24 protein-coding genes and 1 tRNA gene are annotated in these 23,463 nt (G+C 41.2%); 16 read left to right on the top strand and 9 right to left on the bottom strand.

The features are described from left to right. The first annotated feature begins 5 nt into the window (after nt 1-5). From kdsA to rlmM, 5 genes are all read left to right on the top strand, one after another. On the top strand, nt 6-860 hold the full coding sequence (gene kdsA, locus L1264_RS08360; RefSeq protein WP_054561809.1) for a 3-deoxy-8-phosphooctulonate synthase: 855 nt from the start codon (nt 6-8) through the stop codon (nt 858-860). 115 nt (nt 861-975) lie between these two features. After that, entirely contained in the window at nt 976-1,872 is an 897-nt protein-coding gene (locus L1264_RS08355) for a transcriptional regulator GcvA (protein WP_063706073.1), read from the top strand. Between the two features lies 1 nt (nt 1,873). Next, nucleotides 1,874-2,515, top strand: coding sequence for an alpha/beta family hydrolase (locus L1264_RS08350; RefSeq protein WP_199525824.1), 642 nt, complete (start codon nt 1,874-1,876; stop codon nt 2,513-2,515). Beyond that, nucleotides 2,512-2,880 carry a DUF423 domain-containing protein gene (locus L1264_RS08345; RefSeq protein WP_168246725.1) on the top strand — a complete coding sequence of 123 codons (369 nt, stop codon included), beginning with the start codon at nt 2,512-2,514 and terminating at the stop codon, nt 2,878-2,880. Before L1264_RS08350 ends, L1264_RS08345 begins: the two co-directional genes overlap by 4 nt. A gap of 9 nt (nt 2,881-2,889) precedes the next feature. Further along, nucleotides 2,890-3,975, top strand: coding sequence for a 23S rRNA (cytidine(2498)-2'-O)-methyltransferase RlmM (gene rlmM, locus L1264_RS08340; RefSeq protein ID WP_135924149.1), 1,086 nt, complete (start codon nt 2,890-2,892; stop codon nt 3,973-3,975). Nucleotides 3,976-4,053: 78 nt separating this feature from the next. Here the strand turns inward: rlmM and cysZ are convergent, their stop codons facing one another. Continuing rightward, entirely contained in the window at nt 4,054-4,764 is a 711-nt protein-coding gene (gene cysZ, locus L1264_RS08335) for a sulfate transporter CysZ (protein WP_199525844.1), read from the bottom strand. A gap of 510 nt (nt 4,765-5,274) precedes the next feature. Here cysZ and L1264_RS08330 point away from each other — a divergent pair. The 4 genes from L1264_RS08330 to speB all read left to right on the top strand — a co-directional run bounded on the left by L1264_RS08330 (nt 5,275) and on the right by speB (nt 9,268). Next, nucleotides 5,275-5,736 carry a GNAT family N-acetyltransferase gene (locus L1264_RS08330; RefSeq protein ID WP_135924151.1) on the top strand — a complete coding sequence of 154 codons (462 nt, stop codon included), beginning with the start codon at nt 5,275-5,277 and terminating at the stop codon, nt 5,734-5,736. Nucleotides 5,737-5,803: 67 nt separating this feature from the next. After that, nucleotides 5,804-6,244 (top strand): hypothetical protein, encoded by a 441-nt coding sequence (locus L1264_RS08325; protein WP_138557641.1) that lies wholly within the window; start codon nt 5,804-5,806, stop codon nt 6,242-6,244. A 183-nt stretch (nt 6,245-6,427) separates the two neighbouring features. Continuing rightward, nucleotides 6,428-8,341 carry a biosynthetic arginine decarboxylase gene (speA, locus tag L1264_RS08320; protein WP_130151368.1) on the top strand — a complete coding sequence of 638 codons (1,914 nt, stop codon included), beginning with the start codon at nt 6,428-6,430 and terminating at the stop codon, nt 8,339-8,341. A gap of 3 nt (nt 8,342-8,344) precedes the next feature. Continuing rightward, the gene (gene speB / locus L1264_RS08315) at nt 8,345-9,268 is read left to right on the top strand and encodes an agmatinase (protein WP_119852051.1); all 924 of its coding nucleotides are present in this window, start codon (nt 8,345-8,347) and stop codon (nt 9,266-9,268) included. Between the two features lie 58 nt (nt 9,269-9,326). Here speB and L1264_RS08310 read toward each other — a convergent pair whose 3' ends face one another. Further along, nucleotides 9,327-10,907 (bottom strand): LysM peptidoglycan-binding domain-containing protein, encoded by a 1,581-nt coding sequence (locus L1264_RS08310; RefSeq protein WP_199525822.1) that lies wholly within the window; start codon nt 10,905-10,907, stop codon nt 9,327-9,329. A gap of 146 nt (nt 10,908-11,053) precedes the next feature. Beyond that, nucleotides 11,054-11,827 carry a hydroxyacylglutathione hydrolase gene (gloB, locus tag L1264_RS08305; protein WP_138557644.1) on the bottom strand — a complete coding sequence of 258 codons (774 nt, stop codon included), beginning with the start codon at nt 11,825-11,827 and terminating at the stop codon, nt 11,054-11,056. 53 nt (nt 11,828-11,880) lie between these two features. Here gloB and L1264_RS08300 point away from each other — a divergent pair, with 53 nt between their 5' ends. Next, nucleotides 11,881-12,639 (top strand): class I SAM-dependent methyltransferase, encoded by a 759-nt coding sequence (locus tag L1264_RS08300; RefSeq protein ID WP_135924156.1) that lies wholly within the window; start codon nt 11,881-11,883, stop codon nt 12,637-12,639. On the opposite strand, the gene L1264_RS08295 is transcribed toward L1264_RS08300, so the two are convergent. Together L1264_RS08295 and rnhA are read right to left on the bottom strand one after the other, a co-directional pair. Beyond that, nucleotides 12,610-13,473 (bottom strand): MBL fold metallo-hydrolase, encoded by an 864-nt coding sequence (locus tag L1264_RS08295; RefSeq protein ID WP_199525820.1) that lies wholly within the window; start codon nt 13,471-13,473, stop codon nt 12,610-12,612. The genes L1264_RS08300 and L1264_RS08295 overlap by 30 nt on opposite strands. Nucleotides 13,474-13,563: 90 nt before the next feature. Further along, nucleotides 13,564-14,031 carry a ribonuclease HI gene (gene rnhA, locus L1264_RS08290; RefSeq protein WP_054561796.1) on the bottom strand — a complete coding sequence of 156 codons (468 nt, stop codon included), beginning with the start codon at nt 14,029-14,031 and terminating at the stop codon, nt 13,564-13,566. A 68-nt stretch (nt 14,032-14,099) separates the two neighbouring features. On the opposite strand from rnhA, the gene dnaQ reads away from it, so the two are divergent. From dnaQ to L1264_RS08270, 4 genes are all read left to right on the top strand, one after another. Next, nucleotides 14,100-14,810, top strand: coding sequence for a DNA polymerase III subunit epsilon (gene dnaQ / locus L1264_RS08285; RefSeq protein ID WP_135924158.1), 711 nt, complete (start codon nt 14,100-14,102; stop codon nt 14,808-14,810). 45 nt (nt 14,811-14,855) lie between these two features. After that, a complete protein-coding gene (locus L1264_RS08280) occupies nt 14,856-16,193 on the top strand; it encodes a TIGR03503 family protein (protein WP_235403871.1) in 1,338 nt (445 codons plus the stop codon). A 98-nt stretch (nt 16,194-16,291) separates the two neighbouring features. After that, nucleotides 16,292-16,368: transfer RNA gene (locus L1264_RS08275), tRNA-Asp, on the top strand. A 223-nt stretch (nt 16,369-16,591) separates the two neighbouring features. Continuing rightward, on the top strand, nt 16,592-17,311 hold the full coding sequence (locus tag L1264_RS08270) for a helix-turn-helix domain-containing protein (protein ID WP_199525818.1): 720 nt from the start codon (nt 16,592-16,594) through the stop codon (nt 17,309-17,311). Between the two features lie 23 nt (nt 17,312-17,334). Here L1264_RS08270 and L1264_RS08265 read toward each other — a convergent pair whose 3' ends face one another. Then, nucleotides 17,335-17,799 carry a sel1 repeat family protein gene (locus L1264_RS08265; RefSeq protein WP_054551621.1) on the bottom strand — a complete coding sequence of 155 codons (465 nt, stop codon included), beginning with the start codon at nt 17,797-17,799 and terminating at the stop codon, nt 17,335-17,337. 121 nt (nt 17,800-17,920) lie between these two features. On the opposite strand from L1264_RS08265, the gene L1264_RS08260 reads away from it, so the two are divergent. After that, nucleotides 17,921-19,213 (top strand): NCS2 family permease, encoded by a 1,293-nt coding sequence (locus tag L1264_RS08260; protein ID WP_168246726.1) that lies wholly within the window; start codon nt 17,921-17,923, stop codon nt 19,211-19,213. Nucleotides 19,214-19,251: 38 nt separating this feature from the next. Here L1264_RS08260 and L1264_RS08255 read toward each other — a convergent pair whose 3' ends face one another. Further along, nucleotides 19,252-20,010 carry a hypothetical protein gene (locus tag L1264_RS08255; RefSeq protein WP_135924162.1) on the bottom strand — a complete coding sequence of 253 codons (759 nt, stop codon included), beginning with the start codon at nt 20,008-20,010 and terminating at the stop codon, nt 19,252-19,254. 298 nt (nt 20,011-20,308) lie between these two features. Between L1264_RS08255 and cysB the strand changes: the two genes are divergently transcribed. Next, complete coding sequence (gene cysB / locus L1264_RS08250; protein ID WP_135924163.1) at nt 20,309-21,286, top strand: HTH-type transcriptional regulator CysB; 978 nt, start codon at nt 20,309-20,311, stop codon at nt 21,284-21,286. 55 nt (nt 21,287-21,341) lie between these two features. Here cysB and L1264_RS08245 read toward each other — a convergent pair whose 3' ends face one another. Both L1264_RS08245 and L1264_RS08240 read right to left on the bottom strand, forming a co-directional pair. Beyond that, entirely contained in the window at nt 21,342-22,718 is a 1,377-nt protein-coding gene (locus L1264_RS08245; RefSeq protein ID WP_135924164.1) for an L-serine ammonia-lyase, read from the bottom strand. Between the two features lie 153 nt (nt 22,719-22,871). After that, on the bottom strand, nt 22,872-23,450 hold the full coding sequence (locus L1264_RS08240) for an NUDIX hydrolase (RefSeq protein ID WP_138556782.1): 579 nt from the start codon (nt 23,448-23,450) through the stop codon (nt 22,872-22,874). Nucleotides 23,451-23,463: the final 13 nt, after the last annotated feature.

The raw sequence follows: 23,463 nt of genomic DNA, 5'->3' as shown, positions 1-23,463 counted from the left end.
TAGAAATGAACAACCAGTTAATTAAAATTAACGAGATTGAATTAGCCAACGACAAACCATTTGTTTTGTTTGGTGGTATGAACGTACTTGAATCACGTGATTTAGCAATGCGCATTGCTGAACATTACGTAGAAGTAACGTCAAAGCTAAACATTCCATACGTGTTTAAAGCGTCTTTTGATAAAGCTAATCGCTCTTCAATTAACTCTTACCGTGGTCCGGGTATGGAAGAAGGTTTAAAAATCTTTGAAGAAATTAAATCTACTTTTAACGTGCCGCTTATCACCGACGTACATGAGCCACATCAAGCAGCACCAGTTGCTGAAGTTGTTGATGTAATTCAGTTACCGGCATTCCTGGCTCGACAAACTGACTTAGTTGTAGCGATGGCAAAAACAGGTGCCATCATCAACGTGAAAAAACCACAGTTTTTAGCACCGCACGAAATGCGTCATATCATTAAAAAGTTTAATGAAGCGGGCAACAACAATGTTGCACTGTGTGAGCGTGGTACTAGCTTTGGTTATAACAACCTTGTGGTTGATATGCTTGGTATGGATGACATGAAGCCTATGGCGCCAGTAATTTTTGATGCAACGCACGCACTACAGCGCCCTGGAGGCCGAGCTGACTCTGCAGATGGTCGCCGTGCACAAGCTGCAGAACTTGCTCGCAGTGGCATGGCATTAGGTATTGCAGGTTTATTTATTGAAGCGCACCCTAATCCGAATGAAGCAAAATGTGACGGCCCATGTGCTTTAGCACTAAGTAAGCTTGAAGGTTATTTATCGCAAATGAAAGCGGTTGATGACTTAGTTAAGAGCTTTGCACCACTCGATACCAGTGCAAGCGATTTATAATGATATAAGTATAAGTATAAGTATTTTAGTACGAAAAAGGCGACCAAGGTCGCCTTTTTTTATTTGTGTCGCTATAATCGATGCATAAGAAAAACTAATTCAAAGCTTGGTGTTTATGTCTCGTCGTTTACCTCCCTTAAATGCGCTTAAAGCCTTCGAAGCTGCTGCTCGTCATCTGAGCTTTACCAAAGCGGCTGAGGAGTTGTATGTCACGCAAGCTGCGGTGAGTCACCAGATTAAAACCTTAGAAGAGCATCTAGGCTTAAAACTGTTTTTACGTAAAAATCGCTCGTTGCTGTTAACCGAAGAAGGGCAAGGTTACTTTCTGGATATTAAAGAGATTTTTACCCAGCTGATTGATGCCACAGAGAAATTGCTAGCACGAGGTGCGAAAGGTTCACTGACAGTAAGTTTAACGCCAAGTTTTGCGATTCAATGGTTAGTACCCAGACTTAGTTTATTTAATGAATTACACCCAGAAATCGACGTGCGAATTAAAGCGCAAGATCAGGACGAAAATTCACTTTCTGACGATGTCGATATTGCTATTTACTATGGTCGTGGCCACTGGAGTGGGGTGCAAACTTATAAACTGCACACTGAATACTTAGTGCCGTTATGTAGCCCATTATTGTTAACAGGCCCAAAACCGCTTAATCAACCGAGTGATTTGGCGAATCATACCTTATTGCATGATACGACCCGTAAAAACTGGAAAACGTGGATGAAAACAGCTGGCGTACGAAATGTGCAAGTTAACCAAGGGCCAATTTTTAGTCACTCGTCTATGGTGCTGCAAGCTGCGGTACATGGGCAGGGTGTCGCTATTGGTAATAGCGTATTAGCAAAGCCCGATATTGATGCGGGTCGACTCGTCATTCCATTTAATCACTCATTAGAAAGTAAAAATGCTTACTATTTAGTGATCCGCGAATCACAAACAGAGCTTGGTAAAATTGTTTCCTTCAAAGACTGGATGCTGAGCTTAGTAGAGCAAGAACAAGAGTATTAACATGTTACAGTGGTTTAAAAGTGCTACGGGCAAGGCGCGTGCACAATTTATATTTGCCCACGGCGCAGGGGCAGGTAGCGACTCCGAATTTATGCAAACAATGGCTAAATTGATTAGTCAGCAAAATATTGATGTGGCGTTGTTTGATTTTCAGTATATGCAAATTGCTAAAGAGACAGGTAAGCGCAGACCACCTGATCGCGCACCTAAGCTGCTTGCATATTTTGCCGAAGTTTTAGCTGAGCATCAGCCAGAGTTGCCGCTATTTATTGGCGGCAAATCGATGGGCGGGCGTATGGCTTCTATGCTTTGTACTGAGCAAGGTTTGGCCAATATTGCTGGCGTTGTGGCTTTTGGTTATCCTTTTCACCCACCGGGTAAACCTGAAAAACTTCGCATAGAACATTTTGTTGATATGCCATGCCCATTTATAGTCCTACAAGGTGAACGCGATACGTTTGGTAATCAACAAGAGCTTGCTGAGCTTAAAATGGTTAACCCGCCAGAAATCAAATGGCTAAGAGATGGTGACCATTCACTAAAACCTCGTAAAAAAAGTGGTATTACAGAACAAGAAAACCTACAGCAGGCTGCGGATTACGCTGTGCAGTTTATGGCTAATTTAATTGGAGAGAAAAAATGATCAAACTGTATTTAATGACAGGCAGTATATTTTGTATGTTCTCTGTAATACTAGGCGCATTTGCTGCCCATGGTTTAAAAAGTCGCGTATCAGAATACGCAATTGGTATTTTTAAAACCGCTGCTGAATATCAAATGGTGCATGGTCTTGCGCTTATAGCGATTGCTATCTTAATTAAGTGGGGAATGAACCTGACTTGGGCTGGTGGTTTTTTTATTGCAGGTACTGTGTTATTTAGCGGTAGTTTGTATTTACTCGCATTAACGGGCATGAAATGGCTTGGGCCTATCACCCCAATTGGCGGCGTTTGTTTTATTATTGGTTGGGCTATTTTGTTAGTTCAAGCCGCACGATATAAGTTTTAAGGGGTATCTATGTCGAGTGTAGTTATTTATTGCCGAAGTGGTTTTGAAAATGATGCCGCTGCTGAAATTACTTTTCAGGCTGCCGAGCAAGGTTTTGCGGGGTACGTAAAAACAAAACCAAATACAGGGATTGTTGTGTACGAATGTTTTGATGCAAGCCACGGCGATGAGATCATAAAAAAAGTAGATTTTAAAAATATGGTATTTGCCCGCCAGTGGTTTACGGGCACGTTAGTGGATAATATGCCACTTGAAGACCGCGTTAGTGCCATTGCTGATGCAACCGTTGACTTTCCTGAGTGTGGTGACTTACGTGTAGAAACACCCGACACCAACGAAGGTAAAGAGCTTTCTAAGTTCTGCAAAAAGATTTCGACACCACTTAAAAAGTCGCTTGAAAAACGTGCAAAGGTTACACGTGAACTTGCCCAGAAAAAACCTGTCATGCATGTGTTATTTTTAGCTAATAACAGCGCTTATGTGGGGTATTCGTATACATTTAATAATTCGCCATTTTTTATGGGTATTCCGCGATTACGCATGCCAAGTGATGCACCGAGCCGCTCTACACTTAAATTAGATGAAGCATTTAATGTATTCATTCCACCTCATGAAGCTGAAGAGCGCATGCAACCAGGCATGCGTGGTGTTGACCTAGGTGCGTGCCCAGGAGGTTGGACTTATCAGCTAGTACGCCGTGGAATGTTTGTTAGCGCTATCGATAATGGTCCAATGAATGATGATTTAATGGAAACAGGGCAGGTTAAACACTTTAGAGTCGATGGTTTTAAATATCGCCCTGAAAAGCGCAATATCGACTGGTTAGTGTGCGACATGGTAGAAAAGCCAGCTAAAGTAACGAATCTTATGATTGACTGGGCAGTAAATGCTTATGCCCGCGAGCTGATTTTCAACTTAAAGCTGCCGATGAAGAAGCGTTTTGACAGTGTCTATGAATGCTTAAAAATGATTAAAGAAGAGCTTGAAAAGTACGGTGTAAGTTACGAGTTACAAGCAAAACATTTATATCATGATCGTGAAGAAGTGACCGTTCATTTAAATGTAACTAAGGTGCCACAAAGCCTCTACAGTTAACATCAATTTGAAATTAAAAAAGGCCAATCGCAATTCGATTGGCCTTTTTTATTTGAAATCAGCTTTACGTGGTTAAAGTTATGAGCGGTATTTACTGCGGTAATTTTCAACCCATAACCGGGTTCCACCACATACAGCAACCGGCATAACAATAAGGTTTACAATGGGGATTGCTGTTAAGAGCATCACTGCTAAACCAAAGCCATATGATAAGGTTTGCTTTTGTTTTAAGTCATCTTTCATGGCATTAAAACTAATTTTATGGTTATCAAAGGCATAATCTTCGTATTGGATAGCATACATCCAACAGGTGAATAGCACCCATAAAACTTGCCCAATCACAGGTAAAATCCATAGTAGAATAAAAAAGCCTATAGCGCGCGGCAGGTAATAGCAAAGTTTTGTCCATTCTCGGCCTAGCATGCGTGGCACATCTTTCATTGTATCAAGCAGACCATCATCGTTGACTTTTTGACCTGTCAGGTAAAGTTCGACTTTTTCACTGAGCAAGCCGTTGAATGGGGCTGCAATAAAGTTCGTAATAACGGTAAAGAGCATGCTGTAGCTAAATAAAATGACAAGCACAGCAATCGGCCACATTAACCATTCAAGCCAGCTCAGCCATTCTGGTAGCAATGAGTTCATGTAAGCAAAGCCATCAGTTAGCCAGCCGTACAAAAAGAACAGCGAACTACCAAAAAGCAGGATATTGATTAATAAAGGAATAAGTACAAAACGTTTTAACCCCTTTTGGCTAATTAGTTTAAAGCCAGAAAAGAAGTATTCCATACCTTGAGTAAACTGCACGAGATAACCTCATCTTATTTCTTCTTGTTTGCAGTATAGGGTTTTCAATATGTTTGAACAGTCTTTTTCCGTAACAAAGTGTTTATTGAGCAAAATTGTAGCAAGCAGGCATACTGATTAATTTAAGAGGTTAAGGTGAGTTAGTTTGTTAACAAATCATTGTGAAGTGAATTGTTTAGATATTAAGCAATACCGCCTCACTGGTATTAATGTCTTAAGTTAGCGAAAAATTCTAATGTAAACTTAATTTACGGAACATTGATTTTTAGTTACAACTAACCTGCTAGGCAACCCGCAAGGCTACTCACGTTAAACGTTGTTTTTTATCATTTGAACGTATTTTCAGTTACATCGGGATGAACTAAGCGATACCATGACTGTCTGATAGTACCTATAAAAACGAATAATGAAAACAACAGTAGAGGATCACACTAATATCCGATACTATTATTAACATCATTAACAAAAAAGACATATAAAAATGGGAGTTTTATGCAGTTAGTCGATTTAAATCCAGATGATCCAGAAGTAGTAAACGTGTTTGCTGATATAGACCGACTCATTAACTCTTTATACCCCGTAGCTACAGCTCAATCATTAAGTGTTGAAGAGTTGGCTGAGCCTAATGTTTACGCCATAGGTTTAAAAAATGAAGATGGTATTGTTGCCTGCGGAGCGATTGTGATGCAAGAAGGCAACCCACCGTACGGCGAAATCCGTCGCCTGTATGTGAAACCTAGTTATCGAGGTAAAGGTTTGTCTCGCCGAATTATGCAAATCTTATTGCATCATGCTGGTGAACAACAAATCCCGCTAATTCGTCTTGAAACGGGTCCTAAGCAAACTGAATCAATTAGTTTGTATGAAAATTTAGGCTTTCATCGTTGTGGTCCATTTGGCAACTATACTGACAGCCCGCAAAGTTTATTTATGGAACTGGGACTTAATCAGTAATTGTGAGAGCTATTTAAAGCTTTGTTTTTGTGAGGTTAACGTTATTACTAAACAATCCTTGCAGGTCATGTGGCTTTTTATAGCTTTGCTGCTCATTGCGTGTGATAAAAAACACACAATACCTGAACAGCTACAAAACAAACAACCCGACCTTATTATTGATAACGCCGAGTTTTACTTAAACTCATGCCAGTCTCTTAGTGGTGTTTTTAATGATGCTGGCAAGATAACCTCCAGAGTCATTGTTACATTTCCTACTCGCCTTATGAGTTACTGTTCTGAAGAACGAACACAACTTAGCTATGATGGCACATACCTTACAGTAAAGCTTTGTCGAACAGCGTTTGCAGCAGGGGGTTGTGGGCTTGAAAGGTATCGCTCGAAAGATTTTCAACATTGGCAGGAATATATCGGGATTACCTGGGTAAATAATGAGCAGTATGAGGCATGGCGGCAGCTTGGTTCAAGCTCTACTAAAGCAGATGAAATAAACAAAGTTATCCCTTAAGCACCAAAGTTTAACTGTCTGTTTAGACTTTAAAATTATTAGTCGATAAACGATTAATTTTTCACATCAAAAATCACTCGTTACGAGTAAAAATTCTTGTTGGACTTGAATCACTATTTTTCTTTTAATGCGCGCAATTACCGCTTGCCAATTTTGGCATTACTAAAATAAAGAGAAAGATAGATGAAAGAAACAACATCACTAGAACAAGCTCGCACGAGTTACAATGTTCGTCATTGGAGCCAAGGTTTCTTTGGTATTAATGATCAAGGTGATGTGTATGTTGCGCCAAAGGCCCATGCCCCAGAGCAAACCATTGCACTAATCGATATCGCACAGCAATTACAAGACAAAGGCTTAAGCTTGCCTGCGTTGGTTCGTTTTCCACAAATTTTACATCATCGTGTACATAGCTTGTGTCAGGCATTTAATACAGCAATTGAAAACTATGGTTACCCGAAAGATTATTTGCTTGTTTACCCAATTAAAGTAAATCAACAACGCGAAGTTGTTGAAGAAATTGTTGCAAGCCAAGCTGATATTGAAAAGAAGCAATTGGGCTTAGAGGCGGGCAGTAAGCCTGAGCTATTAACCGTATTAGCAATGGCTGAAAAAACCAGTGCGGTGATTGTATGTAATGGCTACAAAGACCAAGAATACATTCGTTTAGCACTGATTGGCGAAAAGCTAGGCCATAAGGTTTACATTGTACTCGAGAAACTATCTGAACTAGACATGGTGCTTAGCCAAGCAAAAGAGTTAAATGTAAAACCACGCATTGGTATTCGCGTACGCTTAGCATCGCAAGGTAAGGGTAAATGGCAAGCAAGCGGTGGCGAAAAATCAAAATTTGGTTTATCTGCATCGCAAGTATTGAGCGTGGTTAATCGCTTAAAAGCATCTGATCAACTCGATTTGATCCAACTTGTACACTTTCACCTAGGTTCGCAAATGGCAAACATCCGTGATGTGCGTTTAGGTGTGAGCGAAGCTGCGCGTTTTTACTGCGAGTTACGCAAGTTAGGTGCACAAATTGATTGCTTAGATGTGGGCGGCGGTTTAGCGGTTGATTACGATGGCACTCGTAGCCAGTCTCATAACTCAATGAACTACAGCCTAAGTGAATATGCTAATAACATCGTATACACCATTGGTGACACCTGTAAGTTATATGAGCAGCCAATGCCGCGCATTATTTCTGAGTCAGGTCGTGCATTAACAGCGCACCATGCCGTATTGATTTCAAATGTTATTGGCACCGAAAGCTATGTACCAGAAGACATTCAAGCGCCAGCCGCTGATGCACCACTTTTATTAAAAAATATGTGGACATCATGGCAGCAGTTAAGTGATGACAATGATGACCGTGCATTAATCGAAATCTATCATGATAGCCAAGGCGATTTAGCTGAGGCACATAATCAGTTTGCACTTGGTTTATTAGATTTAACTGAGCGAGCATGGGCGGAGCAAGTTAACTTACGTGTATGTTATGAGCTTAACAAACACATGGATAACAAAAACCGTTTTCATCGCCCAATTATTGATGAATTAAATGCGCGATTAGCAGATAAGTTTTTTGTGAACTTTTCATTGTTCCAGTCATTACCTGATGCATGGGGCATTGACCAAGTGTTTCCGGTTCTGCCTTTAAGTGGTTTAACAGAAGCACCACAAAAGCGTGCTGTGTTACTTGATATTACCTGTGACTCAGACGGTGCTATGGAGCACTATGTAGACGGTCAAGGTATTGAAAGCACATTGCCAGTACCTGCATTTAGCGAAGAAAAACCTTATTTAATGGGCTTTTTCTTAGTAGGTGCATATCAAGAAATTTTAGGTGATATGCACAACTTATTTGGCGACACGCACAGTGCAATCATAAAAATGGATGAACAAGGTCAGGCGCAAATCACCGAGATTAACGAAGGTGATACCGTTGCTGACATGATGCGTTACGTGCATTTAGATGTAGAAAGCTTCCAGCAGTCTTATGCCCAGCTGGTGGCAGCTAAATTGCCAGAAACTGAGCAGCAAAGCGTATTAGATGAGCTGCAAACTGGCTTAAACGGTTACACTTATTTAGAAGAGTTATAAGCAATGTCGACATTGTTTGACCACACAGATCATTCGTTGTACTCAAACGGCATGACGTTTTTACGTCAGCCGATGGTGCAAAACATCACTGCAATCGATGCCGATGTGGTGGTGCTAGGTTTACCATTTGACTTAGCGACCTCAGGTCGCCCAGGTGCACGTTTAGGCCCTGATGCAATTCGTCGTGCTTCAGTGCACCTTGCATGGGAAGAAACCAAGTATCCTTGGACGTTCCCATTATTTGAGCGCTTAAAATTAGCTGATGCTGGTGATTTTACTTACCCAGTAGGCGACCCTGAATATTTTACCGCGCAATTAGAATTAGCGGCCGAGCAAATTCTTCGTCAAGGTAAAACATTATTGGGCTTAGGTGGCGATCACTTTGTGACTTTGCCGCTACTACGTGCTCATGCTAAACAGCACGGTAAAATGGCATTAGTTCATTTTGATGCCCACACCGATACTTACAGCAATGGTTCACGTTATGATCACGGTACTATGTTTTATCATGCACCGATGGAAGGACTCATTGATGTTGAACACAGCATTCAAATCGGCATTCGTACTGACTTTGATCAGAGCAAGCATGAGTTTGCAGTGATTGATGCAATGGCTGCTAATGATTTGCCTGCGCAAGATATTGCAGAGCAAATTAAAGCGCGCGTCGGTGACTTACCTGTGTATCTCACCTTTGATATTGACTGCCTTGATCCAGCATTCGCTCCGGGTACTGGCACACCAGTGTGTGGTGGCTTAACTAGCGATAAAGTACTTAAGGTACTTCGTGCATTGAAGGGCATCAATATGGTCGGTATGGATGTGGTTGAAGTATCACCATCTTATGACCAAAGTGAGTTAACGGCGATTGCCGCAGCGACCATTGCCAATGAGTTATTACACTTATGGGCTTTGAAGCATAAATACTAAATGAGAGAGACAAAGAGCGCCATTAGGCGCTCTTTTTTTGATTAACAAGATGAAGCAATTATGCGCTTCTTACATCAACTTTTAACTTAAGTTTTTGCCCAGGTTGAATGTACTTTTGCCCAGCTAATGAGTTCCATTTAATAATATCTTCTACAGACACATTAAACTTAGCAGCAATGCGCGCTAATGAATCACCACGACGGACTTTATAAGTAATGGTGCGCTCTTTGATTTGAGTAGCGGCCAGTTGTGACTTTTCTTCTTTATATACAGTTAGCTTTTGACCAACACGTAATACAGCATCTTTTTTAAGTTTATTCCATGTTGCAAGCTCTGCAATGGTCACATCGTACTCACGGCTAATATCCCACAGCGTATCGCCACTGGCGACTTTATGGCTTAGTTTTTTACGTGTTGCTTTATTAGCAGCCATACGCACTGATTTTGGTAAATGCTGGCTATTTATCTCACCATCACTCAGTGGTACAAGTAATTGCTGACCAACACGAATGGTATTCGATGAGAGTTTATTCAGTGTTTTAATAGCGTTTGTGCTAGTAGAAAACTTCTTCGCAATCACAGATAAACTGTCACCGCGCGCAACCACGTATTGTTGCCAACGTAGACGGTCTTTTTGCTCTGTTTTTGCTAGTTTTGCAGAGAACTCTTCAACCTTATCAGACGGTAATAATAAAAAGTGCGGTCCATTAGGGTCGGTCGCCCAGCGATTAAAACCCGGGTTTAAACGATAAAGTTCAGTTAAGCTAATACCTGCCATATCAGCTGCAAGCGCTAAGTCAATTTGACTACCTACATTGACCGCTTCAACTACTTGAGCATTAATAATTGGTTGCCACTTAACACCAAACTCGTCACTGCGTTTAACTAGATCAGACAGTGCTAACAGTTTAGGTACATACGAGGTCGTTTCTTTTGGTAAATCCAAAGACCAAAAGTCTGTTGGTAAATGCTTTTTACGATTCTTTTTAATGGCTCGTAGCAAACGGCCTTCACCTGAGTTATAGGCTGCGATGGCATTTAACCAATCGCCCTCTAAGGTTTTGTGAAGATATGACAAATAATCAAGTGCTGCACGGGTCGACTGTACAATGTCACGACGACCGTCGTACCACCAGTTTTGTTTTAAATCAAAACGCTCACCAGTTTGTGGCATGAATTGCCAGATGCCCGAGGCACTGCGATGTGAATAACCAAATGGGTCAAACGCACTTTCTACAATTGGTAAAAGCGCAATTTCAATTGGCATTTGACGCTTCTCGACTTCTTCGACAATAAAGTACAGGTAAGGCTCTGCACGCTTAGAAATACGGTCTAAATATGCCTGATGACGTGCATAGTAGTTACGCTCAGCAACCACTGGGCGGTTTTGTGGCACATCAATCGAAAGTTGGTAACGAATACGCTCCCATACATCATCAAATACCGGTGGTGGCTCATCAAGATCTGCGACCTGTTGATACTGTGCGTTAATCATTAGTGCATAATTAACGTCACTTGGGCTTGCGCCATTGAGCTGTTGCTCAACATCATTATTAGCTGTGGTATCTGAGTTAGAAGCTGTTAACTGACAACCACTTAGTACCAGCGCAAGAGTTATAACTAAAGAAGACTTATACATATATACCTATATAATCAGGTAAAAAAACTCGGCGAATATTACCTGCTATAAGCACATATTGCCACTTTATGACCAGTATATGTCAGCTCATTATTGCAAGGTGTTGATCTAAATATAGAAAAAATGTAATCGGTAGAGTTACACTTTTAAAAATTATCTTTCCAGGCTCTGAGACCCGCAAAGCGTTGCCAAGGTTCAGCTAGATCAAGATTTTCTTTCAGCTCGCTTGGAAGCTCATCAGTTATGTGTGGAAAATGACAACGGATAAAGGGGTTTATTTGCCTCTCAACGCTTAATTGAGTCGGTAAGCTAATTTTGCCGCTTTCTCGCAGTGCATCTACTTTATCACTGTAGTTGAGAAGGTATTCGTTATTTGGTTCAACAGCTTTTGCAAAGGCCAAGTTGGCCTGCGTGTATTCATGAGTGCAGTAGATTTTACACTCATCAGGCAGAGCTCTTAATTTACATAAAGAGTGCCACATTTGTTCAGCACTGCCTTCAAATAATCGTCCGCAGCCAGCACTAAATAAGGTATCGCCAGTAAAACTTAACTCGTCATTAATGTAACAAACATGATCGAGAGTATGCCCTGGTGTCGCAAGCACAGTAAAAGTGTAATCGTACACCGTCACCTTATCCGCTTCACAAACGCCATGGCTAATGCCTTTGAAAGGGCTGTGTCTTGGTCCGTACACCGGGATATCACGAAATGTTTTTACCAAGGCTGCAACGCCATCGGTGTGATCATAGTGATGATGGGTAATTAAAATCCCTGCGAGTGATAAGTTATTTTCGCTTAGGTAATTTAGAACGGGCTCTGCCTGTCCTGGGTCGACCACCCACGCTGTTTGTTCAGCTTCATTGCTGATGCACCAAATGTAGTTATCAGAAAAGGCTTTAATTGCTTTAACTTGCACCATGTTTAATTGCTCTATAAAGTGACAGTTAACACACAGTATAACGAGCTCAGAAAATGAAACCAGCCCTTAGTTTTCAAGAAGGTCCTAAGCCATACTCTTGGCAGCAGTTCCCTCATGGTGACTATTTACGTGCTGAAATTGAACGTAAGCTAACACCATGGCTGCCGCGCATGTTTGGATATCACATGCTCAAACTCGGTAATTTAAGTGGTGAGCTGGCAACCAGTGAAAGTCCTATTAAGCATCAAGTTTGCGTAGCAGAGCAGGGCTTATTTACCGGTGTTATTGCTGATGTAGACGAGTTACCGTTTTATGAGCACAGTGTTGATGCCTGCATATTATCGCACTGTTTAGAATATCATTCTGATCCGCACCATATCTTACGTGAAGCGCATCGTACTTTGATCCCCGGTGGTTACATCGTGATCACAGGCTTTAACCCGTTTAGTTTGTGTGGATTGGCGCAGTTATTACCTTTTAGCCGCCAAAAGCTACCTTGGACAGGGCGGTTTTTTACGCCATCACGAGTTAAAGATTGGTTGAATTTATTAGGCTTTGAAATAATCTCTGATGAGCGTTTTATCCATTCATCGCTTGCAAGAGGTAATCGCTTATCGCGCTTTGCTGCGTGGCGCAGCTTTGGCCAGCAATATTTAAAGCCAATGGGCAGTGTGTATATGCTGGTGGCTAGAAAGCGTGTGGCCCCGCTGACACCAATTAAACCTAAATGGCATGCAAGGCCGCAATTTTCGCCAGTGAAAGGAGCAGGGCTTAGACAAACATCAAAGCAGCACTGTGAGCGGGATAGCTAGATAATGCTGTTGCGTGTCTGTTTTACTTGGATACTGACCTGCACGAATATTTAATTGAATAGCAGGATGCAGTAGTTTTGGCACTGCCAAGGTTGCATCGCGGTTTTCACGTGTTGCAATAAAATCTTGTTTATCTCCTTTTAAGTGAATGTTTTGCTCACGCTGCTCTTTAACCGTGGTTTTGTTTGCTAAAGGTCGACCATCAGGTTGGTAGTCATGGCACATCCAAAGCACTGTATCGTCAGGAAACGCTAAAATTTGTTGTAGTGAATCATATAATTCGCCTGCGCTGCCGCCGGGAAAGTCACAGCGTGCTGTGCCACTGTCTGGCATAAAAAAAGTGTCACCGACAAATACATTGCCATCAATGTGATAGCACACACTGTCAGGAGTGTGGCCAGGCGTGGCAATCACATCAACCATGTAATTACCTAACTTAAATTGCGCTTTATTAGCAAATAAAGCATCAAAAGGTTCGCCATTACACGGCATATCCAGATTGTAAAGTTGGCTAAAGTGCTTTTGTACTTGTGTGATCCCTTCGCCAGTGCCGAGCTTGCAAGGATGTGTGGCTTGTAATTGCTGCTTTATATAACTTGCTGCAGTGATATGGTCAGCATGGGCGTGGGTTTCAAGTAGCCATTGTAATGTCAGCTGCTCAGTTTTTATGAAGCTGATGATCTCATTGGCTGTGGTAAAACTTAACTCTCCACTTGGCATATCAAAATCAGCTGGCGCATCAATCAGCATGCAATTTTTAGTGCTTTCACAACTGACTAAATAACAGAGAGTGGCGCTTTGTTGATGAAAAAAAGAGTGAATGCGCAGAGCCATAATGAATCCTTTATATTTCTTTATAGCCAAATCTTATAACATATAACAAAAATATAAAACGACCTGCGCCAAGTTTATTTCAAGGTACTTTTAATTACCGTCGTAACCTGTGTCTTCAAGTAATTGATCGCTGCCAGCTGCTTCGCGGGCTAGATCGTCAACAATCTCATTGTATTTATTGCCGCTATGGCCTTTTACCCAACGCCATTCTACCTCGTGTTGTTGGCAGGCAGCATCGAGTCGTTTCCATAAATCGACATTCTTAACTGGTTTTTTAGCTGCAGTTTTCCAGCCGCGTTTTTTCCAATTTTCGACCCATGACTCAATGCCTTGTTTCACATATTGACTATCGGTCGTCAGAATGACGTGACAAGAGCGGGTGAGGGTTTCTAGTGCAACGATAGCTGCGAGCATTTCCATCCGATTATTAGTTGTTAGGGTATAGCCTTGACTCAATTGCTTTTCGTGGCCGTTGTATCGCATCACGATGCCATACCCTCCAGGCCCTGGATTTCCTAAACATGATCCATCGGTGTAAATCTCTACGGTTTTCTGCACTGTTTTACCTTGATATTGTGTACAATAAAGTGAATATAGAAAGATACCAGAGTCAGGCTTAAGACGATATGGCACATAGACAAATAGTTTTAGATACAGAAACCACGGGTATTGACCCAAAGCAAGGCCACCGCATCATTGAAATCGGTTGTGTTGAACTTGTGAATCGCCGTCTTACTGGCAACAACTTTCATGTGTACATCAATCCACAACGTGAAATAGAAGAAGAAGCGATAGACGTACACGGTATCACCAATGAATTTTTGCGTGATAAACCTTTGTACCACCAAATTGCTCATGAGTTTTTAGAGTATATTCGTGGCGCAGAGCTTGTTATTCATAACGCTGCGTTCGATATCGGCCACATGGACAACGAGTTTGCATTGTTAAATCAAGGTTTTCCGAATACTGCCGATGTATGTAGTGTACTTGATACCTTGAAAATGGCGCGTGACTTGCATCCAGGTCAAAAGAATAACCTTGATGCGCTTTGTCGCCGCTATGATATTGATAACTCAAAGCGTACTTTACACGGCGCATTACTGGATTCCGAGATTCTAGCAGATGTTTACTTGGCAATGACCGGTGGACAAGTAAAGCTGAACCTCAATCAAAATAAAGATGAAGGCTCAACACATCAAACGGGTGGTATTCGTCGTCTTAGTGCCGACAGAGCACCCCTTGTGGTATTAAGAGCAACCGAACAAGAGCAAGCTGCCCATGAAGAACGTTTAGATTTAGTGGCAAAGGGTGGTCAATGTTTATGGCGTGCAGAATAAGGTAATGAAATGAGAAAACAGCTACTAGCAGGAATACTGTGCTTAATGCCTTGTATGGGATTTGCAACAGCACAAGATAAGATAACGCCATTAGCTCGGGATGGGGTTAAAAATGAAATTCCTCTGTTAGAAAACCGTTTTCGCATCGATCATAAAATCGATAAAGTAACCTTACTGTTTTTTCGTAACCGCGGTGCACCTGCCGTTGTATTGGTTCGTCCTGATGGGACTAAGTATTACGCCACAGACTCAGTGAAAAATCATGATCTTGATTGGTATGATGAGCTCAGTTATGACTTAGTCACTATAACTAATCCTATGCCGGGCCCATGGCAGGTTGTTGGCAAAATCTTGCCAGGAAGCCGTATTATGGTGATGGGAGAAATTGAATTAGATGTAGATCCTTTACCGCCGATGCTATTTCGCGGAGAGACAGTGAAACTGACTGGTCGCGTATTAAATGATGGAGAACCCATCGAAGTGGGGCAGTTTCGTGATGTGATTAGTTTGAATGTCGATTTTGTTAGTACTAATAATAGTGATTACTCAAACTTTGGTGCCGGTACGCAAAGTGTCACTGAGTTTAGAGATGATGGCCGTGGTTTTGATGAGCGCCCGCTTGATGGGGTATTTACTGGCGAATTTAAACTGACGTTTCCTGCAGGTGAGTGGCAACCAGAGCTTTATATCGAAACGCCAATACTGAAACGCACCGTGGTACAAAAACCGATTGTGGTGCACGAGCCTCCTTTTGATTATGAAATAGCGCTTGCTGAGCAAGATGAAGATGACCACATTTTAACGATCACCTTAAACCCTGAAATCGTCAAACCTGAAACCGTGCTCATTCAGGGGAAAATCTATTATCCGAATAATGAAGAGCAAATGTTCTCAATTGATGCGGATAAATCACAAATGCGCGAACTTGCAATTAAAAATTATGACTGGGGTAGATACAGTGTTGAGCTATCTGTATTTGGTAGTAATATAAATGACCGTGAATTTATGGCTACTTTACCTACTTATAAATTTGAAATTGAGCGACCCATTGAAGCTGTACCAGAAATTGTTCGCCCTGAAATTGATTTAGAAGCCCAAGCTGAGCAACAACGAATTATTGAAGAGGAACAAAAAGCGTCCACTACACTAATGGTGATACTCATTGTTGTTGGAAATTTAATCGTTCTACTGTTAGGGTGGCTAGCGATTCGAATTTTTGTGCAGAAAAAACCACTTAAATTTAAAGTTTCTTTGCCATTTTTAAAGAAAAAAAATAAAACTGAAAATGATGAGCAAGCAGCGAAAGAAAATGAAGTCGGCAAAAATGGCTCAAAAAATGACAAATCAGGTGAAATTTTAAACCTTTCGATGTCAGATGACTAAAAAACCTGTAAAAATACAAAAAACCCCTTGACGAACCAGAGGGTGATTCGTATTATTCACGCCGCTGTCAGGGGAGACTCAGTCAGCAACGAAAATGTGGAGTGGTAGTTCAGTTGGTTAGAATACCGGCCTGTCACGCCGGGGGTCGCGGGTTCGAGTCCCGTCCACTCCGCCATTTGTTTTCCTCAAACAAATGATTAGATAAGTTTTTACATCACACCTTACTATTTACTTATACTGACAACGTATCTCGTATCTCGTATCTCGTATCTCGTATCTCGTATCTCGTATCTTTCATCCTATCTTGCTAATATTCTTCATTATTCCTATTTATTCAGCTTTTTATATCTGCATGAATAGCAAAGAATGGCGGCTCCACAACAAAAAGGAAATGCGTTATGAGTACATTCGGAACACAGCTAAAACACTATCGCAGTGAGCTAAAACTTAGCCAACCAGAATTTGCAGAGCAAGTCGGAATAGAGCAAAGTTACCTTTCAAAACTTGAGAACGATAAATCAGTGCCTTCGAATGACACATTTCGTTCAATATTAACGGCGCTCAATCTAACAATTTGCGACTTTATGGAGCCATTAAAACATTCTGTAGATAAAGCTCGGTTGATTAATGTGCCTGACATTGAAGCTTGGTATAAGCAACAAAGTAATAAGCAATTCATTAAACAGCGTTCACTCGTCTATATTGCCATACTGTTAAGTGCGCTAGGCTGTGCCATGTTTTATTTAGGGCATCAAGAAAAGCTATTCAATACAAAATTCTATGAGTACAAATCATATGGTGTGGTGAAAGATAATGAACCAGATGACATTTTTCATGATTGGCGTATGCTCGTAGAACAAAGCAGCGAGAAAATAGATGCTAAACGTCGTGAAATGATTAGCAGGCATGATTTTAAATTTATTATCTCAGCGGACTATAAAGGTTTTTCGTTTGTAGAATCTGGCGAGCAAGGCAGGCGTTTATATAACCTTACTTCAAAAACACCTGTTATCAAGCCCCATAAAGGCCATGTGTGGCTTGAGTTTATAGGTATCTTATTGTTTGTAGTTGGTGCAGGTCTCATAACATTTGAGAGTAAACTGACAAGAGTGCATTAATGAGTTGTAGAACCTGACGCGTGTTAGCTTGCGTCAGGATCGCGAGGAATTAAATGTGCAAATTGCTGCTGGTGGATTTGTTCATATAGAGTAGCTGCATAGCTTTGCGCATCATGTAATCTGCGCGTACTGATGTGTTTTCGAAGATCATCAAGTGCAGCCGTTGCAGGTTCATAACCTTGGCTACTGGCCAGACTTAGCCACACTGCGCCATGAAAAACACTATGTGGAACACCTTGCCCTTTGATGAAAAACAGCCCCATATAAAATTGCGCCCTATGGTTGCCCGCCATAGCTGCTAAGCGCATCCATTTGGCAGCAAGGGGAGGCTGTTCATTTTTTAAATAATACAAAGCTTTGTTTAGTACGTTTTCAACAGATTGAGTACTTTTATTTGGCGCCGACCCTTTATCGGGTTGGGTTATAAAGGCAAGTACATTATCAAGCTGTTGCTCTAAATCTAAGCCTACTGGCGAATTATCAGACATAGTTTAGTTATTTTCTTGAAATAAAAGACCTTATTAGTTTAGAACATTGCAAGGTAAAATGTCCTCTTATTGAGATAAAATATGATAAAATTAGCCAATTAATCTCAACTTAAAGTTAAACATGTTCGAAAGACTTTTCAAAATCACTGAAAATAACACGTCTGTGCGCCGCGAGACTATTGCTGGCATCACAACATTCATTACCATGGTTTACATTGTATTTGTTAACCCTGCAATGCTTGCAGAAGCGGGAATGGATCAAGGTGCCGCATTCGTAGCAACTTGTATTGCTGCTGCAATTGGTTGTTTTATCATGGGCTTATGGGCAAACTATCCATTAGCACTGGCACCGGGTATGGGCTTAAACGCGTTCTTTACCTATGGTGTAGTGCTTGGTATGGGCTACACTTGGCAAGCCGCACTTGGTGCAGTATTTATGTCTGGCTGTATATTTTTGTGTTTAAGCCTATTTAAGGTGCGAGAGTGGATCATTGATGCGATCCCTCTGGTATTAAAGCGTGCGATTGCCACAGGTATTGGTGCTTTCTTAGCGCTTATTGCACTAAAAAATGCCGGTATTATTGTAGCAAGTCCTGCAACCTTAGTGCAGTTAGGCGATATCACAGCTCCTGGTCCTTTACTGGCTATCTTTAGCTTTTTTGTTATTGCGGCTCTTCTATACCGCGACATGAAAAGCGGCGTGCTAATTAGCATTTTATTGGTTACGGCTATCGCCCTTGGCTTAGACCTTGTGGAGTATCAAGGGATTATTTCAATGCCACCTTCAATTGCGCCAACCTTTATGCAACTGGATTTTGCTGCAGCATTAGAAATTTCAATGTTAACGGTAATCTTTGCCTTCTTATTTGTTGATTTGTTTGATACTTCAGGCACCTTGGTTGCTGTAACGCAAAAGGCAGGTCTTGCTGATGAGCAAGGTAAAATGCCACGCCTAGGTCGTGCGTTAAGTGCCGACAGCACAGCAACGATTGCAGGCTCAATGCTTGGTACTTCAACGACAACGTCATACATTGAATCTGTAGCGGGTGTGTCTGTAGGTGGTCGTACAGGTCTTACAGCTGTTGTTGTGGGTATTTGTTTCTTGTTAATGATGTTCTTTGCACCACTAGCCGGGATGATCCCTGCGTATGCAACGGCAGGTGCGATTTTGTATGTTGCTGTTTTAATGATGCAAAACTTAAAGCTGGTAAATTGGGATGATATGACAGATGCCATTCCAGTGAGCGTGGTATTATTAATGACGCCGTTAACTTTCTCGATTGCGCACGGTATCGCACTGGGTTTTATTTCGTATACTGCGGTGAAGTTGGTATGTGGTAAAAAAGATGAAATCAGTATTAGTGTGTGGGTGTTAACAGCATTGTTTATTGTTAAGTTCGCGTTTTTATCTTAAACACCAACTAAATAAAGAAAGCACAAAGAAAAAGTGGTTTACCACTTTTTCTTTGGTGCGAATAACACGTCTAAGTCGTCTTGCTCTTGCTCTGCTTTTTTCTTAAGTGACGTTGCATTAGATGCTTTCAGTTCAGAGCTTATCGCTTCTAAGTAATTCTCAACTTCTTGTTTTTTACTATTAACATATTCATCGCTATAACTAACAGATGATAGTGTTGCGAGTGCTTTTTCAAAGTATTGTCTCGCAGAGCCAACCATATTGGCAGAGCGAGCAGACATACCTCGCTTAATTTGGCTTTCGACATTAATACGTAATTGAAGTTTTTCCAGACGTTTATCTTCGGCAACAAAAACTTGGCTATCGACTTTGCCTTTACCATGTTCAGAGCGAAGTAAGGTACGCAGTTTCTTTATACCCTGGATAAGTGAAATAAGTTGTTTGTCGTTATCTGGTAATACTAACGCTTCTGTGTTGTTGACTTCGAGAGGAGCGGTTAAGCGTTCTTTTGATTCTTTTAAACGATTTTTTAATTCTCTTGAGTTTGGCGAAAGTTGCACCATGCTTGCTAGTGCATCATAAATACGTCGTTGAATAATGCGTAAGGTGTTTTCAGACATAGGGATGTTCGTACTGTTAAGAAGTACATCTTCTGCCTCTTCGATAATTTTTTTTTGTTTTGTTAGTTCTTTGCGGCGCTCAGCTTCTTGTTTTTCTTTGTGTTGCTGCACAGCACTTACCCACAGTGCGATTACGATTAATGCAACAATGAGCATGATGATGATAGAAACAATCATTACTAAATCTCAGTTTTAACTATCTAATTTTTTTATCTTACATTAAAAAGATTAGATCTGGATAGTTTTGCGGTTACTTATCTAGAATAAACTTCTGATGTTTACTACTTTTTAATGAGTATAGCGTTAAAGCAGCATCTTTATTGAATATTTTGCGAGTAAACACGGCTACCGAGCAGTAATTTATTGTGTTAGCCTTAGAAACAATCGATATAAAAGTATAGCGCGATGAAATATCACTTGGCATTGCGCTTTGCAGCCTTTATAAATAAACAATAACAACGTTTACAATGCAGCCATGAAATTACAACAACTCAGATATATAGTCGAAGTCCAAAATCATAAACTAAATGTTTCAGCGACAGCAGAAAGTTTATTTACTTCTCAACCGGGGATCTCAAAGCAGGTACGTATGCTTGAAGATGAGCTCGGCGTACAAATTTTTGGTCGTAGTGGTAAACACCTTACGCACGTAACCAGTGCGGGTAACGAAATTATTAATATTTCACGCGAGATACTATCAAAAGTTGAGGGTATTAAAGCGGTTGCCAATGAACATACTTTACCGGATCAAGGTAAGCTAAACATTGCTACAACACATACCCAAGCACGTTATGCATTACCCAATGTTATTCAGGGCTTTATGAAAAAATACCCTGCAGTATCGTTGCACATGCATCAAGGTACGCCGCAGCAAATTTCAGACGCCGCAGCACGCGGTGACGCAGACTTTGCCATTGCAACAGAGGCTTTGCATTTGTACTCTGATCTAGTGATGCTGCCATGTTATCACTGGAATCGCAGTATCGTTGTTGCAAAAACACATCCACTGGCGCAAAAGGCTGATAACTTAACAGTTGCAGATGTTGCTAAATATCCCCTTATAACTTATGTGTTTGGTTTTACAGGTCGATCTGAATTAGATAAAGCTTTTAATGCTCATGGGCTTGAGCCGCATATTGTATTTACTGCAACGGACGCGGATGTAATCAAAACCTATGTGCGTTTAGGACTTGGAGTGGGGGTTGTAGCATCAATGGCCATTGACCAAGTAACTGATAATGATTTGGTGTGTATTGATGCAAGCCACTTATTTGAAGCCAGTACCACTAAAATTGGTTTTAGAAAAGGCAGTTTCTTACGCAGCTACATGTATGACTTTATCGAGCGTTTTGCACCACACTTAACTAAAGAGTTAGTTGAGCGAGCAAGTTTATTACGTAACCAAGAAGATGTTGATAAGCTCTTCGAAAATATTGAGTTACCAGTAAAATAGAGATAAAAAAGCCGCTTTAAAGCGGCTTTTTTATGTGCTGAAGACGTGCTGTAAATTAACACTCGATGATATTAACCGCCAAGCCACCGCGAGCGGTTTCTTTGTATTTGGTTTTCATATCATTACCTGTGTCGAGCATGGTTTTAATTACCTTATCAAGGGTCACTTTTTGCTCGCCAGAGCCACGCATTGCAAGGCGTGACGCATTGATTGCTTTTATAGCACCCATCGCATTACGTTCAATACACGGTACTTGCACAAGACCACCAACAGGGTCACAGGTAAGACCTAGATTGTGCTCCATGCCGATTTCAGCAGCGTTCTCAACTTGCACAACATTACCACCCATTATTTCAGTTAGTGCGCCAGCCGCCATTGAGCAAGCAACACCCACTTCGCCTTGGCAACCTACTTCAGCACCCGAAATTGAGGCATTCTTTTTATACAAAATACCAATTGCCGCAGCTGTTAATAAATAACGGGTGGCAATATCTCGGTCTACTTCTTTAATGAAAGTGTGATAATACATCAATACCGCTGGTAAAATACCTGCAGCACCATTGGTTGGTGCGGTAACAACACGGCCGCCAGCTGCATTTTCTTCGTTCACAGCAAGGGCAAATAAATCAACCCAATCCATAGCGCGAAGCGGGTCGTTGTTAACCTCAATATTTAATTTAAGGTGTAAGCTAGGTGCACGACGTTTTACTTTTAAGCCGCCCGGTAAGATACCTTCTGTGCGCATACCACGTTCAATACAGGCTTTCATGACTTGCCAAATATTAAACAGCTCATCTTTGATGTCTTTTTCACTACGAAGAGTTTTTTCGTTATGCATCATAAGCGTTGATACACTAAACCCTGATTCGCGACACAGCTCTAATAACTCTTTAGCAGTATTGAATGGGTAAGGTGCTGGGTTTTCTTCGCGGATTTCGAGCGCTTTTTGTTTTTCGTTCTCGAACTCTTCATCACTTACGATAAAGCCACCACCGATTGAGTAATACACCTTACTAAAAAGTTTTTCGCCATTTTGGCTCGCAATGATTTCCATCGCATTTGAATGCTTTGGTAATGTTTTACGACGATGGAATACAATCGCACCTTGCTTTGGGAAATTAGCTTTATGGCTTTGGTTTAAGTAAATAACCTGTTCTTTTTCGATTTTCGCGAGAATATCATCGACTAAATCAGCATCAATGGTTTCTGGATCATAACCGGCAAGGCCTAAGATCACGGCTTTACCTGAGCCATGGCCAATGCCCGTTTGGCCTAATGAACCAAACAGCTCTACTTTAATATCGGTGACGTTTGTAAGTATGTTTTTTTCTTCTAATTCGTTTACAAATAAACGCGAAGCGCGCATTGGGCCAACTGTGTGAGATGACGATGGGCCAATACCAATACTAAACATATCGAATGCACTGATCATAATTTGCTACTCATTTTCCTATTAAACGCTATACCTAAAATGTAGTCCCCTTTACATACTTTGCTCAGTAACTTAGGGGAAGGTATATCTGTCTTTGAACGGTGCCACATGATAACGTTTCTATGTGGCTGTGTAACCCTAAAAGCAGGATAATTAAACTGGTAGGGCGAGCTGCTTGATAAAGTTGTTAATTATGCTCGCGGTTGCTCCCCAAAGTAGGCCATGCGGGGTCATCAAGCCCTGTAATATGATGGTTTTGCCATTGCGCTCAAAAGGGAGAGGTTGCCAATTTTGCTGGTTGCTCAAATGTGATATCGGTAGCAAAAAACTGGCGGCCACTTCATTAGGATCTGCTTGCCATGTAGTGCCTTTACTAAGTACACAAACAAATGGTTCAATAGTGAAACCAGTTAGAGTCGCATATTGGTGTAATTTACCGTGAACAGTCACTTGATGTGTCGCAATGTTGAGCTCTTCATTAAGCTCTCGAAGGGCAGTGTGCATTAAAGTGTCATCTTGCTCTTCATACTTACCACCCGGTAAGCAAATCTCCCCCGGGTGATGAAGTAAATAACTTGGTCGTTTGCACAGCAATAAATGCGCTTCGTCGTTAACATCAAGCAGAGGGAGCATTACGGCACTGGCACGCTTTTCGGCATTAAAGCGAATGGTGGTAGGGCGCTCTGTGGTTTGACTTAAACTAAAGCGGGCAATTATTTGCTGACTATTCAAGGCTTTTACTTCA

Source organism: Pseudoalteromonas sp. APAL1 (assembly GCF_021532475.1).
Lineage (GTDB): Bacteria > Pseudomonadota > Gammaproteobacteria > Enterobacterales > Alteromonadaceae > Pseudoalteromonas > Pseudoalteromonas lipolytica_C.
This window is presented reverse-complemented; position numbering and strand designations above follow the sequence as displayed.